The sequence below is a fragment of the Curtobacterium phoenicis genome (assembly GCF_047238015.1).
GTDB lineage: Bacteria > Actinomycetota > Actinomycetes > Actinomycetales > Microbacteriaceae > Curtobacterium.
Genome location: NZ_JBDFLZ010000002.1, coordinates 2,855,222 through 2,868,186 on the forward strand (window position 1 = coordinate 2,855,222; position 12,965 = coordinate 2,868,186).

10 protein-coding genes are annotated in these 12,965 nt (G+C 71.6%); 2 read left to right on the forward strand and 8 right to left on the reverse strand.

Features of this window, described 5'->3' with window-relative positions; genetic code table 11:
- Positions 1 to 55: 55 nt before the first annotated feature.
- The 6 genes from ABC270_RS13540 to ABC270_RS13565 form a co-directional block, all read right to left on the reverse strand.
- Complete coding sequence (locus tag ABC270_RS13540; RefSeq protein WP_412881270.1) at positions 56 to 2,062, reverse strand: S53 family peptidase; 2,007 nt, start codon at positions 2,060 to 2,062, stop codon at positions 56 to 58.
- A gap of 211 nt (positions 2,063 to 2,273) precedes the next feature.
- A complete protein-coding gene (locus ABC270_RS13545) occupies positions 2,274 to 2,846 on the reverse strand; it encodes a substrate-binding domain-containing protein (protein ID WP_412881271.1) in 573 nt (190 codons plus the stop codon).
- Between the two features lie 10 nt (positions 2,847 to 2,856).
- Positions 2,857 to 4,248, reverse strand: coding sequence for an MFS transporter (locus ABC270_RS13550; protein WP_412881272.1), 1,392 nt, complete (start codon positions 4,246 to 4,248; stop codon positions 2,857 to 2,859).
- Positions 4,249 to 4,385: 137 nt separating this feature from the next.
- Positions 4,386 to 5,531, reverse strand: coding sequence for a cystathionine gamma-synthase (locus ABC270_RS13555; protein ID WP_412881273.1), 1,146 nt, complete (start codon positions 5,529 to 5,531; stop codon positions 4,386 to 4,388).
- Between the two features lie 68 nt (positions 5,532 to 5,599).
- Positions 5,600 to 6,964, reverse strand: coding sequence for a cystathionine beta-synthase (locus ABC270_RS13560; protein WP_412881274.1), 1,365 nt, complete (start codon positions 6,962 to 6,964; stop codon positions 5,600 to 5,602).
- Between the two features lie 297 nt (positions 6,965 to 7,261).
- The gene (locus ABC270_RS13565) at positions 7,262 to 9,130 is read right to left on the reverse strand and encodes an ABC transporter ATP-binding protein (protein ID WP_412881275.1); all 1,869 of its coding nucleotides are present in this window, start codon (positions 9,128 to 9,130) and stop codon (positions 7,262 to 7,264) included.
- A gap of 125 nt (positions 9,131 to 9,255) precedes the next feature.
- Between ABC270_RS13565 and ABC270_RS13570 the strand changes: the two genes are divergently transcribed.
- Complete coding sequence (locus ABC270_RS13570; protein WP_412881276.1) at positions 9,256 to 10,677, forward strand: APC family permease; 1,422 nt, start codon at positions 9,256 to 9,258, stop codon at positions 10,675 to 10,677.
- A gap of 817 nt (positions 10,678 to 11,494) precedes the next feature.
- The gene (locus ABC270_RS13575; protein WP_412881277.1) at positions 11,495 to 11,788 is read left to right on the forward strand and encodes a hypothetical protein; all 294 of its coding nucleotides are present in this window, start codon (positions 11,495 to 11,497) and stop codon (positions 11,786 to 11,788) included.
- Between the two features lie 184 nt (positions 11,789 to 11,972).
- Here ABC270_RS13575 and rplL read toward each other — a convergent pair whose 3' ends face one another.
- Both rplL and rplJ read right to left on the reverse strand, forming a co-directional pair.
- Positions 11,973 to 12,356 carry a 50S ribosomal protein L7/L12 gene (rplL, locus tag ABC270_RS13580; RefSeq protein WP_114849690.1) on the reverse strand — a complete coding sequence of 128 codons (384 nt, stop codon included), beginning with the start codon at positions 12,354 to 12,356 and terminating at the stop codon, positions 11,973 to 11,975.
- Positions 12,357 to 12,407: 51 nt separating this feature from the next.
- Positions 12,408 to 12,923 carry a 50S ribosomal protein L10 gene (gene rplJ / locus ABC270_RS13585; RefSeq protein WP_290131240.1) on the reverse strand — a complete coding sequence of 172 codons (516 nt, stop codon included), beginning with the start codon at positions 12,921 to 12,923 and terminating at the stop codon, positions 12,408 to 12,410.
- Positions 12,924 to 12,965 lie beyond the last annotated feature (42 nt).

Consider the following 12,965-nt stretch of genomic DNA (forward strand, 5'->3'; position numbering starts at 1 on the left):
CCGGTGCCAGCTGGCACCGGGCCTCCCGTCCGTCCTGGGTCGCGTCAGCGACGCGCTACCGCTGCGCCGCCCGTGTGATTCCGCTGAAGGACACCGATCCGAGCCCCGTCACGTCGTCGTACCCCTTCGCGGTGGTGAGCGACGTGTCGTGGTCGAGCGTCACGAGGTAGTCCTTGCCGCTCGTCGCGCTCGTGTACGCGAGCGCGATCGGCGACCTCGGCGGCTGCACGTCGTGGAACGCCTTCGGCGTGGCACGGTACGTGGCGTAGAGCGACGGGTTCGCGAAGCCGAGCCGCACGTGCGTCGACTGCTGGACGATCGCCATCAGGGCTGCCGTCAGCGGAGACGCGAGCGAGGTGCCGCCGTACGTCTCGTTGACGAAGTCACCGGTCGCGAGCGTGCTGTCGTCCGTGATCGGGCGGATGCCGATCGCGAAGCCGGTGTACGGGTCGGCGAGCGCTGCCAGGTCCGGCGAGACGCGCTTGCCGTTGGCCAGCGACGACGGCACGACACCCTTCTGGTACGCGGGCTGGTCGAAGAGCGTGCTCCGACCACCGCCCGCGCCACCACCGACGAGGTTGCCCGGCAGCGGAGCGGCGTACACGTCACCCCGGTCGCTCGACACGATCTGGTCGAGGACGTCGCCCCACCCGGTCTCGAAGGTCTTGCGGCCGTTCGCGCCGATGCCGAGGCTCGTCCCACCGACCGCGGTCACCCACGGGCTGGAGGCCGGGAAGTCCGGCTGCGCGCTGCCGAGGGCGGCGGACTCGTCGCCGTTGTCCCCGCTCGAGAAGTACAGGCCGATGCCCTCGCCCGCTGCCTGGATGTGGAGGTTCTCCTGGCCACGGATGCTCGACAGCGGCACGTTCTCGCCGACGTCGCCGTAGCTGTTGCTGACGAGGTGCGCGAGGCCCTGGTCGAGGACCTTCGACATCGCGACGTCGAGCCCGCCGCCGCAGTTCGTGCCGCCGACGTAGAGGATCTTCGCGGCCGGGGCGACGGCGTGCACGGACTGGACGTCGAGCGTCTCCTCGCCCTGCCACCCGCTCGGCTGCTGGCACAGCACCTGGTCGGTGAACTGCGACGGCGACGGGATCCTCTGCGCGAAGGTGGCGCTCGTCAGGACGGGCTCGCCGTTCTGCTTCGAGTAGCTGTTGGTGTCCTGCACGATCGTCGGCGAGGCGTACGCGTCGATGATCGCGACAGTCTGGCCCTGGCCCTGGACGCCCTTCGCGGCGAGGCCGTCGACGCCGTAGGCCGAACGGATCTGCTTCGGGACGTAGCCGCAGGCGAAGGTGCGGACCTGCGTCTGCCCGTAGGCTGCCGGCACGGTCGCGGTGTTCTGCCCGTCGTACTGCGAGCACTTCGCCTGGATGCCGGTCGGGCCGGTGGCCTGCTGACGGAGGCTGTGGGCGGGCGCCGAGGTGGCCGGCGTCTCGCCCTGCTGGACGAGCTCCGGGTGCGTGAGCAGCCGGCCCTGGTCGACGCTGACCCCGCTGACGAGGCCCGCGATCGAGGACGGCAGGGACGGGGCCGAGGCCGGGGCGACGAGCGTCTTGCCGGCGTGGTGGTAGGTGTGCAGGCTCGTGCCGAGCACCGAGCCGACGACGGAGGCCGGTCCGCGGAAGACGACGAACTCGTGGCTCGCCGGCACCGCCGTGATGGTGAGGCCCTGCGCCCGGAGGTACCCGGTGACCTCGTCGGCCGACGCCTTCGTCGGCGCGTACTTCGCGATCCATGCGGACGGGCTGAGCGGCTTCCGGTAGCGCGAGGTGCCGGGCGTCGACACGGCGGTGGCGAGGGCTTCGGCGCCCTGCTGGTCGCGCAGCGGCAGGTAGACCTCGCCCTCGACATCGGTGCTCGCGGCGACCGTGCCGGTGTCGTTCGCGCTCGTCGCCCAGGTCGGGGTGGAGTCGGGCAGGACGTGGCGCGTGGCCGCGTCGGCGGGGCCGGCCGTCACGGCGACGGCGCCGATCGTGCACGCCGCCGTCGCGAGGGCGACGAGGGCGGTGCGGGTCCTGCGGGGTTCGGTCCGACCGGGGGTCGGTGGGCGTCGTTGCACTTCGGGTCCTCTCACCGTGGAGCTGGGGTGAGCCGACTGTAGTGAGCTTGTGGAACCATCGGACAGTCGGTGGTTCCACCGACGACGGACGTCACCCGTCCGGGGGTGGCGGCTGTCCTTCCGCTCAGCGGTCGACCGCGTCGTTCCGCGGCGACGGGCGAGGCTGCTGGGGACTGGCTCGGAGACCGGTCGTCCCACTTGCGCGGACGGTTCAGCCGAGATCCGGTTTCTCGCCGCGCTGCAGCGACTCGACGACCGCCGTGGCCTTCGCGACCGTGGCAGCGTCCGAGTCGCTCCCCTGCACACGGTAATCCGCGGAGACGCCGTCGCCGCCCGTCCCCGACGCCGGCAGTGGGTCCCCGACGGCGACGACCACGACACCGGCGTCGTGGGCGACCTGCAACGCGCCCGAGAGCGACGCGGGGTCCGCCGCCTGGACGAGGACCGCCTTCGCGCCGCGCTGCACCAGCGCCCGCAGTGCCCGCCGCTGGTCGCTCGCGGCGTCGTCCGCGCCGGCGACCCGGACGTCCGGTCGGAAGCCGGCCGCGGTCAGGTCGTCGCGGAACCGCGTCGCGAGCGGCACACCACCCGAGGTCTTCCCCGGCGTGGAGGCGCTGTGGAGCAGGACGACGCCGACGACCGCGTTCTGGTCGAAGCCGCCGTCAGAGCTCGTCAGGTCGCTGCTCTGCACCGGTGTCGGCGCCGCGGACGTCGCGCCCTGGCACCCGGTCAGGGTGAGGACCGTCGCGAGGGCGACGGCTGCGGCGACGATGCGGGCGGACACGTCGGCCACGCTACCCGTCGACCGTGGGTGGCGACGGGGGCGGGACCGGCCCGAGGCGGCGGACCGCCGTCCACGCGAGCAGTGACACGACGACCATGCCACCGAAGACGAGCGGGAACGACACGTCCGTGTCCGCTCCGCCGGTCCCGACGAAGAGCAGCCCGGTGAGCGCGAGGCCCACCACGCTGCCGGAGGCGTCCGCGATCGTGAGCGCACTCGACGCGAAGCCGTCGTCGCCCTCCCCCGAGAACCGCAGTGTGAGCATCGACGTCCGCGGGTAGATCGCCCCCATGCCCGCTCCCCCGACGAACCAGCCGACGACGAGCACCCACCACGGCAGGTCGAACGTCGCGACGGCGAACGCGGCGAGCAGGCTCACGAGCACGAGGCCGAGGCCCACGGCGAACGTCCGTGCCGCGGTCAGCCGGGCCTCTCCGAGCCGTCCGTGCAGCCAGCTCGCGCCGGCCCAGCTCAGCGCGGCGACGGTCAGCGCGAGGCCGGCGGTGGACGCGGAGAGCCCGTGCTTCGCCTGCAGGAGGAACGGGACGTACGCCTCGCTGCCGAAGAACGACCCGGCGACGAGGCCCCGGAGCAGCACGACCGACGGCAGGCCCGGCGCGGCGCGGAACGTCCCCGTCGGGACGAGCGGGCGCAGGGCCGCCCAGGTGCCGACGACGCCGATGACCACCGCCGCTACACGGGCCCACGCGCCGAGGTCCGGAGCGACGTTGAGGAGCAGGATCGCGACGGCGGCGGCCACCGACCAGCCGATGCGGACGCGCTGCCACGGCGCCCGGACCTCGGCGGCCGGCGGGTGCAGGCGGCGGAGGGTCGGGACGAGCACGCTGAACCCGACGACCGCGATGGCGAGCGCGCCCGCGAACACCCAGTGCCAGCCCCAGACGTCGGTCACGATGCCCGCGAGTGCCGGTCCGACGAGCGCCGGGAGCACCCACGCCGCGGCGAACCCGGCGAACACCGGCCCGTGCAGTTCGTCCGGGAAGATCCGCGCCACGAGCACGTAGAGGACGACGTCGATCGCGCCCGCGCCGAAGCCCTCGACGAGCCGACCGGCGAGGAAGACCTCCATCGTCGGCGCGGTCATCACCAGCGCGGTGCCGATCGCGAAGAACGCGGCGGACACCCACGCGACGAGGCGGCCCCCGGAGCGGTCGGTCCAGTTGCCCGCCAGGACCATGCCCGGCACCCCCGCAGCGAGCGGCGCGGCGAACGCCAGGGCGTAGAGGGTCTCACCGTCGAGGTCGCGGCTGATCTCCGGCATGACCGTGGTCATCGCCAGGTTCTGGAACGCGGCCACGGCGACGATCGCGACCATGCCGACGGTGGCGAGCGCGTAGCGCCCGCTGAAGATGCTGGTCCTCGTCGGGGCGGCGGTGCTCACCGCACCATCCTAGGAGCGGCGGGCGACGGTCGCGGGGCCGGGAGGGAACGAACGGGAGGCTCGTGGCGGCGCCGTCACGAGCCTCCAGGTCGTCTCGTCAGCGCGCCAGCCTGTCCGCGCGTCGGCGCGCCGACGCGTCAGCGCTTCAAGGCCTGCTGCAGGTCCGCGATCAGGTCGTCGGCGTCCTCGATGCCGACCGAGAGCCGCACGACGTCGTCCGGCACCTCGAGCTCGGTCCCCCGCACCGACGCGTGCGTCATCTCGCTCGGGTACCCGATGAGCGACTCGACGCCGCCGAGCGACTCCGCGAGCGTGAAGACCTCGGTCGACTCCGCGAAGCGCTTCGCCGCGGCGGCACCGCCTGACAGCGAGAGGGACAGCATGCCGCCGAAGCTCCGCATCTGGCGCGCCGCGACGTCGTGCCCAGGGTGGTCGGCCAGCCCCGGGTAGAACACCCGCTCGACGCCGGGGGCGCCGACGAGCGACTCGGCGACGGCCTGCGCGTTCGCGGAGTGCCGCTCCATCCGGACTGCGAGCGTCTTGATGCCGCGGGTGGTGAGGAAGGCGTCGAACGGCGACGAGATCGCCCCGGCGCCGAACTGCAGGAACGCCACCCGCTCCGCCAGTGCCTCGTCGGCGAGCACGACCGCCCCGCCGACGACGTCCGAGTGGCCGCCGAGGTACTTCGTGGTCGAGTACACGACGGCGTCCGCGCCGAGCGCGATCGGCTGCTGGAGGTACGGCGACGCGAACGTGTTGTCCACGACGACGAGTGCCCCGGCGGTGTGCCCGAGCTCGGCGAGCGCGGCGATGTCGGCGATCTTCATGAGCGGGTTCGTCGGCGTCTCGACCCAGAGCACGGTCTTCGCCGGGGCACCCTCGAGCGCGGCCCGCACGGCGTCCTGATCGCTCATGTCGACCACGACGAGCTGGACGCCCCACGGCACGTGCACCCGGTTCACGAGGCGGTGCGTCCCGCCGTACACGTCGTTGCCCATGACGACGCGGGCCCCGGGCTCGAGGTAGGCGCGGAGCAGGGCGTCCTCCGCGGCGAGGCCGGACGCGAACGAGTACGCCGCCACACCACCGTCGAGGTCGGCGAGCAGGGTCTGCAGACCGTCGCGGGTCGGGTTGCCGCCGCGGGAGTACTCGTAGCCGGCGCGCATGTTCCCGATGCCGTCCTGCGCGTACGTGGACGTGACGTGGATCGGCGGGATGACGGCGCCGGTCCCGGCGTCGGGCTCCTGGCCGGCGTGGACGGCGCGGGTGCTGAACTCGGTCATGCTGGTGCTTCCTCGGTCGTTCGGGCGGGCAGACGGGCGGTCGGACGGACGGGCGGTCCGGCGGTCGGTCACTCGGACAGGGACGTGAGCAGGTCGTGGCGGGTCAGGACCGTGACGGGCTTGCCGTCCTCGACGACGAGCAGCGCGTCGACGGTCTCGAGGGCGCGCCGGGCTGCCGACACGGACTCCCCGATGCCGATCAGCGGGAGCGGGTCCCCGACGAACGGCGTGAGCGCGTCCGTCATCGACGCCGCGCCGGTGAACACCTGCTCGAGGAGGTCCTTCTCGGCGACGGCCCCGACGACTTCGCCGATGACGACGGGCGGCTCCGCGCTGAGGACCGGCATCTGCGAGACGCCGTACTTCGACATGATGTCGACCACGTCGCGCACGGTGTCGGAGGGGTGGGCGTGCACGAGGTCGGGCAACCGGCCGTCCTTCCCCGCCACGATCGAGCCGACCGTGCGGGCGTCGTCCGTCTCGGCGAAGCCGTACGAGCGCATCCACCGGTCGTTGAAGATCTTGCCGAGGTAGCCGCGGCCGCCGTCGGGCAGGAGCACCACGACGACGTCCTCCTCGGTGAGGTCGCGGGCGGCCCGGAGCGCGGCGACCACGGCCATGCCGCTCGAGCCGCCGACGAGCAGGCCTTCCTCGCGGGCGAGCCGCCGGGTCATCGCGAACGACTCGGCGTCCGTGACGGCGATGATCTCGTCCGGCACCCCGGCGTCGTACGCGGCGGGCCAGAAGTCCTCGCCGACGCCCTCGACCAGGTACGGCCGGCCGGTGCCGCCGGAGTACACCGAGCCCTCGGGGTCCGCGCCGACGATGCGGACGCGTCCGTCCGAGGCCTCCTTGAGGTAGCGCCCGGTGCCGGAGATGGTGCCACCGGTGCCGACGCCGGCGACGAAGTGCGTGATCCGCCCCTCGGTGTCGCGCCAGATCTCCGGGCCGGTGGTCTCGTAGTGGCTGCGCGGGCCGTTCGGGTTCGCGTACTGGTTCGGCTTGTAGGCGCCGGGGATCTCCCGCACGAGCCGGTCGGACACCGAGTAGTACGACTCGGGGTGCTCCGGCGGGACCGCGGTCGGGGTGACCACGATCTCGGCGCCGTACGCGGTGAGCACGTTCCGCTTGTCCTCGCCGACCTTGTCCGGCAGCACGAACACGCACCGGTAGCCACGCTGCTGCGCCACGAGGGCGAGCCCGACGCCGGTGTTGCCCGAGGTCGGTTCGACGATCGTGCCGCCGGGGCGGAGGTCGCCTGATGCCTCGGCCGCGTCGATGATCCGCGTGGCGATGCGGTCCTTCGACGATCCGCCGGGGTTGAGGTACTCGACCTTCACGAGGACGGTCGCGTGGATGCCCTCGGTCACCCGGTTGAGCTTGACGAGCGGGGTGTCGCCGACGAGGTCGACGACGGAGTTCGCGTAACGCACGCGCCCGAGTCTAGGCGGGCGTCCCTCACGCTCCCCCGGACGTGACGCCCGGCTGCAGCTGACCGGCCCGGGCCGCGATCGTGTCCGCGACGTCCTGGTGCCGTCGGTCGATGACGGCACCGGTGTCACGGGCGAGCTGCGGGTTCGACCGGACGACGGGACGGAGGACGGACGGGGGCGCGGCGTCTGCCCGCCACGCCGGTCCCGCCGTTCCGTCGCGGACGGGAGTGGTGCTCCCTGCCGCACCGTGCCTCCAGTCCGCCCGCGCCACCGCGCGTCCAGGTGGGCTAGCAGCGATCAGGCGCCGACCGGCAGGTTCTGCTGGCGGTGGAGGGTCGCGTAGGTGCCGCCGAGCTCGAGGAGCTCGTCGTGCGTCCCCTGCTCGACGATGCGACCGTGGTCGAGCACGAAGATGACGTCGGCGTCGCGGACGGTCGACAGCCGGTGGGCGATGGAGATGGTCGTCCTGCCGGCGGCGGCGGTGTCGAGCGCCGTCTGCACCACCCGCTCCGAGATCGAGTCGAGCGCGCTCGTCGCCTCGTCGAGGACCAGGACGGGCGGGTCCCTGAGCAGCACCCGCGCGATCGCGATGCGCTGCTTCTCACCGCCGGACAGCCGGTAGCCGCGCTCCCCCACGATCGTGTCGTACCCGTCGGGGAACGAGGCGATCGTCTCGTGGATGTTGGCCGCTCGGGCCGCCTGCTCGAGCTCGGCGTCGGTCGCGTCGGGTCTGGCGTAGCGGAGGTTGTCGCCGATCGACGCGTGGAAGAGGTAGGTCTCCTGGCTGACGATCCCGACGTGCCGCATCAGGTCCTCGTGCTCGATGTCGCGGACGTCGGCACCGGCGAACCGGACGCTGCCGCCCGTCGCCTCGTAGAGCCGCGGGACGAGGTACGACACCGTCGTCTTGCCCGCCCCGGACGGCCCGACGAACGCCGCGAACTGGCCGGGTTGGAGCTCGAAGGAGACGTCGCGGAGCGTCGGGTTGTCGGGCTCGCCGTCCGGGTAGGCGAACGTGACGTGGTCGAAGGCGACGTGTCCGAGCCGGGACTCGTCGACCGGCTTCGCCGTCGGGGAGTCGGTGATCGCCGGTTTCAGGTCGAGGTACTCGAAGATCCGGGCGAACAGGGCGCCCGACGTCTGGAGGTCGAGCACCACGCGCAGCAGGCCGACCGTCGGGAAGAGCAGGCGGGACTGCACCGTCGTGAACGCCACGATCGTGCCGGCCGTGATCGGGACGCCGCCGATGATCAGCCAGGCCGCGACGACGTAGATGATCGCCGGGATGATCGACAGGAAGATCTGCACGATGGCGAAGAACCACTGACCGGACATCTGCTGTCGGACCTGGAGCTGGATCTGGTTGCGGTTCTCGTCGCCGTAGCGCTGGGTCTCACTGCGCTGCTGGTTGAAGCTCTTCGCGAGGAGGATGCCGGAGACGCTCAGCGCCTCCTGCGTGATCGCGGTCATGTCCGACAGCGACTCCTGCGTCTGTGCGGCGATGCGGGCACGCACCTGCCCGACGCGACGCTGGGCGATCACGAGCAGCGGGAGCAGCACGACCGCCACGAGGGTCATCTGCCAGCTGAGCAGCAGCATCGCCACGACCGCGGCGATGACCGTCACGGTGTTGCCGAGCACCGAGGAGATCGTGTTGTTCAGGACGCTCGCGACGCCGCCGACGTCGTTCTGCAGCCGAGACTGGATCACCCCGGTCTTGGTGCGGGTGAAGAAGGCGAGCTCCATGCGCTGCAGGTGGCCGAAGAGCCGCATCCGCATCGCGCCCATGACCTTGTTGCCGACCGTCGCGGTCAGGTAGGTCTGCCAGACGCCGATGCCGGCGCTCGCGATCCACAGGCCGACCATGCCCGCCACCAGGGCGTAGAGGACCGGGAGGTCGGGACCACCCCCGCCCTTCGGGAACAGCCCCTCGTCGAAGGCGCGCTGGGTCAGGAGCGGCGGGATCACGGACAGCGCCGCGCCGACGAGCACCAGCACGACCGTCAGCACGATCGACGCACGGTGGGGCACGAACAGGCCGGAGATGCGCTGCAGCAGGTGCGGGATCCGAGGCGCCTCGGCGTTCGCGGCCTTCTGCGCGGCGTAGTCGCCGCTCGAGATCCGTCCTCCGGGGCGTGGGCCGCGTCCACCGTGTCCCATGCTCATGCGTGTGCCTCCTGCGTCGACCAGTGCAACGGTACCGCCGGGGAACGACATCGTCGCCGTCGGTTTGACCCCGCACGGGGGGCATGCCACCATCGGGCGTCCCCGTCCTGCCACCCCGAGGTCCCATGTCGTCCGCGCAGTCCCCCGTGTCTCTCCGGCAGCAGCTCGCCCGCCGCAAACCGATCAAGGACCTCCGGGCCGAAGCCGCCCGGGGTGTCAACGGTGAGCCGCTCCGCCGCTCGCTCGGGGTCTGGCACCTCACGATGATCAGTGTCGGCGCGACCCTCGGCACCGGCATCCTCGTCGTGCTCGGCACCGCGGTGCCGCTCGCCGGGCCCGCCGTCTGGATCTCGTTCGTCCTCGCGGGTGTCGCGGCGCTGCTCTCGGCGTTGTCGTACGCCGAGATGGCGGGTGCCGTGCCGACGTCGGGCTCGAGCTACTCCTACACGTACGCGACCATGGGCGAGGGCATCGCCTGGGTCTGCGGCTGGTGCCTCGTCCTCGAGTACGCGGTGTCGGTCGCCGCGGTGGCGGTCGGGGCGAGCGAGTACGTCGACGAGACCCTCCGCGTGTTCGGACTGCACCTGCCCGCGGTGATCTCCGCCCCGCCCGGGGACGGTGGCCTGGTCAACCTGCCCGCGGCGGTCCTCGTGCTCCTCGCGACGGTGGTCCTGCTGCCCGGCGCGCGGGAGAGCGCCTGGGTGAACACGCTCATGGTGATCGTGAAGATCGCACTGCTGGTGTTCTTCGTCGTGGTGGCCTTCACCGCCTTCCGGGCCGGCAACTTCGAACCCCTCGCACCGATGGGCGCAGCCGGCGTCACCGCCGCGGCCTCGCGACTGTTCTTCTCGTACATCGGCTTCGATGCCGCTTCCACCGCCGGAGAAGAGGCCAAGGATCCGCGCCGCGACCTCCCCCGCGCGATCATCGGCTCCATCGCCCTGATCACTGCGCTCTACATCCTCGTCGCGATCGCGGCGATCGGCGCTCGCACGTGGACGTCCTTCTCCGACTCCGAGGCGTCGCTCGTCCGGATCGTCGTCGAGGTCACCGGCCAGCCCTGGGTGGCGCTGGTGTTCTCGGTCGGCGCCGTGATCGCCATCGCGAGCGTCGTGCTCACGGTGCTCTACGGGCAGACGCGCATCCTCCTGACGATGGCGCGCGACGGCCTCGTGCCGAAGGTCTTCGGCCGGGTGTCGCACCGCACGGGCACCCCGGTCGCGAACACCCTGATCGTCGGCATCGTCGTCACCGTGGTCGCCGCCCTCGTCCCGCTCGGTGAGCTCGCCGACGCGACGAGCATCGGCACGCTCGTGGCCTTCGCCCTCGTCAACGTCTCCGTGATCGTGCTCCGCCGCACGCAGCCCGGGCTCGAGCGCTCCTACCGGGTCCCCCTCTTCCCGGTCGTCCCCGTGCTCGGGACGCTGTGCTGCGTGCTGCTCGCGGTGTTCCTCGGCGCCGGCACGTGGATCGCGTTCGGCGTGTGGATGCTCGTCGGCGCCGCGCTCTACCTCCTCTGGGGCCGCCGCCACAGCACCCTGCGCTGACGCGGCCCGCGACCCCGCTGCGCACCGAGACTCGGCTCCGCGGACACTTTCGCGGTGCGGAACCCACGAAAGTGTCCGCGCCGCCGAGTCTCGGCACTCGTCCACAGGTCCGCGACGACGAGCAACTGTCCACGCACCCGCTCGCTCCTGCTGCGTACGGGTCTCTGCACGCCACGGTGGCCGGATGCGATACCACCGAACACGACCACCGATCGTCCGCGCTGCCGTCTCGGACCCATCTACTGCGCGACGGCTCCGGAGGCTGCACGCCGCCGGCAAGCTCGTCCGACTCCACGCCCGGACCTACATCGACACGCAGCACTGGCGGTCGCTGTCGGAGTCGGACCGGCACCTGGTTCGCGCGTGGGCTATGGCACCGGTGCTCGGCTCGTCGGCGACGTTCTCGCATCAGACGGCCGCGCTCATCCACGGATGGCCCTTCGTCGGACCACTACCGGACCGTGTCCACGTCGTCGACCCGTCCGTTCCGGGCGTCCAGCACCGAGCAGGAGTGGTCTCGCACGGGCACCTCCCCGTCCCGCTCGGGACCGCGCCGGCTCGGTTCGATGGAGTGCCGGTCACGGATGTGCTCACGACCGCCGTCGCGGTGGCGCTGACGAGCGAGCCACACATGGCAGCCGTCGCCGTCGACCACCCGGTTCGTTGCGGCGCCTTGACGGTCGAGGACTTCCGGCGAGCACTGCCGCTCGGACCGAGTCGGGGCTCCCGTCGCGCTCAGCTCGTCGCCGATTCGTTGGACGCGCGACACGAGTCGCCCGGTGAATCGCTGACGGCCGTCCGGCTCCGTGAGAGCGGAGTGGAACGCATCGAACCGCAACGAGTGTTCCGAAACGGCGGAGGGTCGGACCGCGTCGACTTCTGGCTCCCCGATCTCGGTGTCATCGTCGAGTTCGACGGGAAGCAGAAGTACACGGACCCGTCCATGCGCGCCGGGCTCTCAGCCGAGGACGCCCTCTGGCGGGAGAAGCTGCGCGAGGACCGGCTCCGGCGCCAGCCCGAAGTGACCGCGGTCATCCGGCCGACCTGGTGGCACCTCGTCCATCTCGACCGCTTCCGCGCGCTCTTCCGCTCGCACGGCGTTCGGCTCTGACGAACGAGACTCGGCCCAGCGGACACTTTCGCGGCCTCAGGCCCGCGAAAGTGTCCGCCCAGCCGAGACTCGGCCAACCGCGCGGACCCCGCCGCAGACCACGCACGGCCCGCCGCCGCGCCCCGCGCACGACGAAGGCCGCCGCCCCGAGGGGCGACGGCCTTCAAACCTGATGGGTCGGGAGTTACGCGAGCTCGACCGTGGCGCCGGCGGCCTCGAGGGCCTCCTTCGCCTTGTCAGCGGTCTCCTTGTTGACGCCCTCGAGGATCTTGGCGTCAGCGGTCTCGACGAGCGCCTTGGCCTCGCCGAGGCCGAGCGACGTGAGGCCACGGACCTCCTTGATGACCTGGATCTTCTTGTCACCGGCCGACTTGAGCACGACGTCGAACTCGGTCTTCTCCTCGACCTCCTCGGCGGGGGCAGCAGCGCCACCGGCCGCGGCGACCGCGACGGGGGCAGCAGCGGTGACCTCGAAGACCTCTTCGAACTTCTTCACGAAGTCCGAGAGCTCGATGAGCGTGAGCTCCTTGAAGGCCTCGATGAGCTCGTCCTGCGAAAGCTTCGCCATGATTTTCTCCTACTTGCTAATGCGTGGTGTGGTTGTGGAACGCGTGCCTGATCAGGCCGCGGACTCCTGCTTCTCGCGGAGGGCGTCCACGGTGCGGACGGCCTGCGAGAGGGGTGCCTGGAACAGGTACGCAGCACCGAACAGCGAGGCCTTGAAGGCGCCGGCGAGCTTGCCGAGCAGCACTTCACGGGACTCGAGGTCGGCGAGCTTGTCCACCTCGGTCGCGGAGAGCGGGTTACCGTCGAAGTAACCACCCTTCACCACGAGCTCGGGGTTCGCCTTGGCGAATGCACGCAGCGACTTCGCGACGGCGACGGTGTCACCGTGGACGAAGGCGAGAGCGGACGGACCGGCGAGCTCGTCGTCGAACGACGAGATGCCGGCGTTGTTCGCCGCGATCTTGGTCAGCGTGTTCTTCACCACGGCGTACGTGGCGTGCTCACGGATCGAGTTGCGGAGCTCCTTGAGCTGCGCGACCGTGAGACCGCGGTACTCGGTGAGCAGAACGGCGTTCGAGCTCTGGAATGCTTCCGTGAGCTCGGCGACCGCAGCTTCCTTGTTCGCCATGGTTCTCCTTGGGGGTTTCTTGCCGGTAGCCCCAGGCCCACG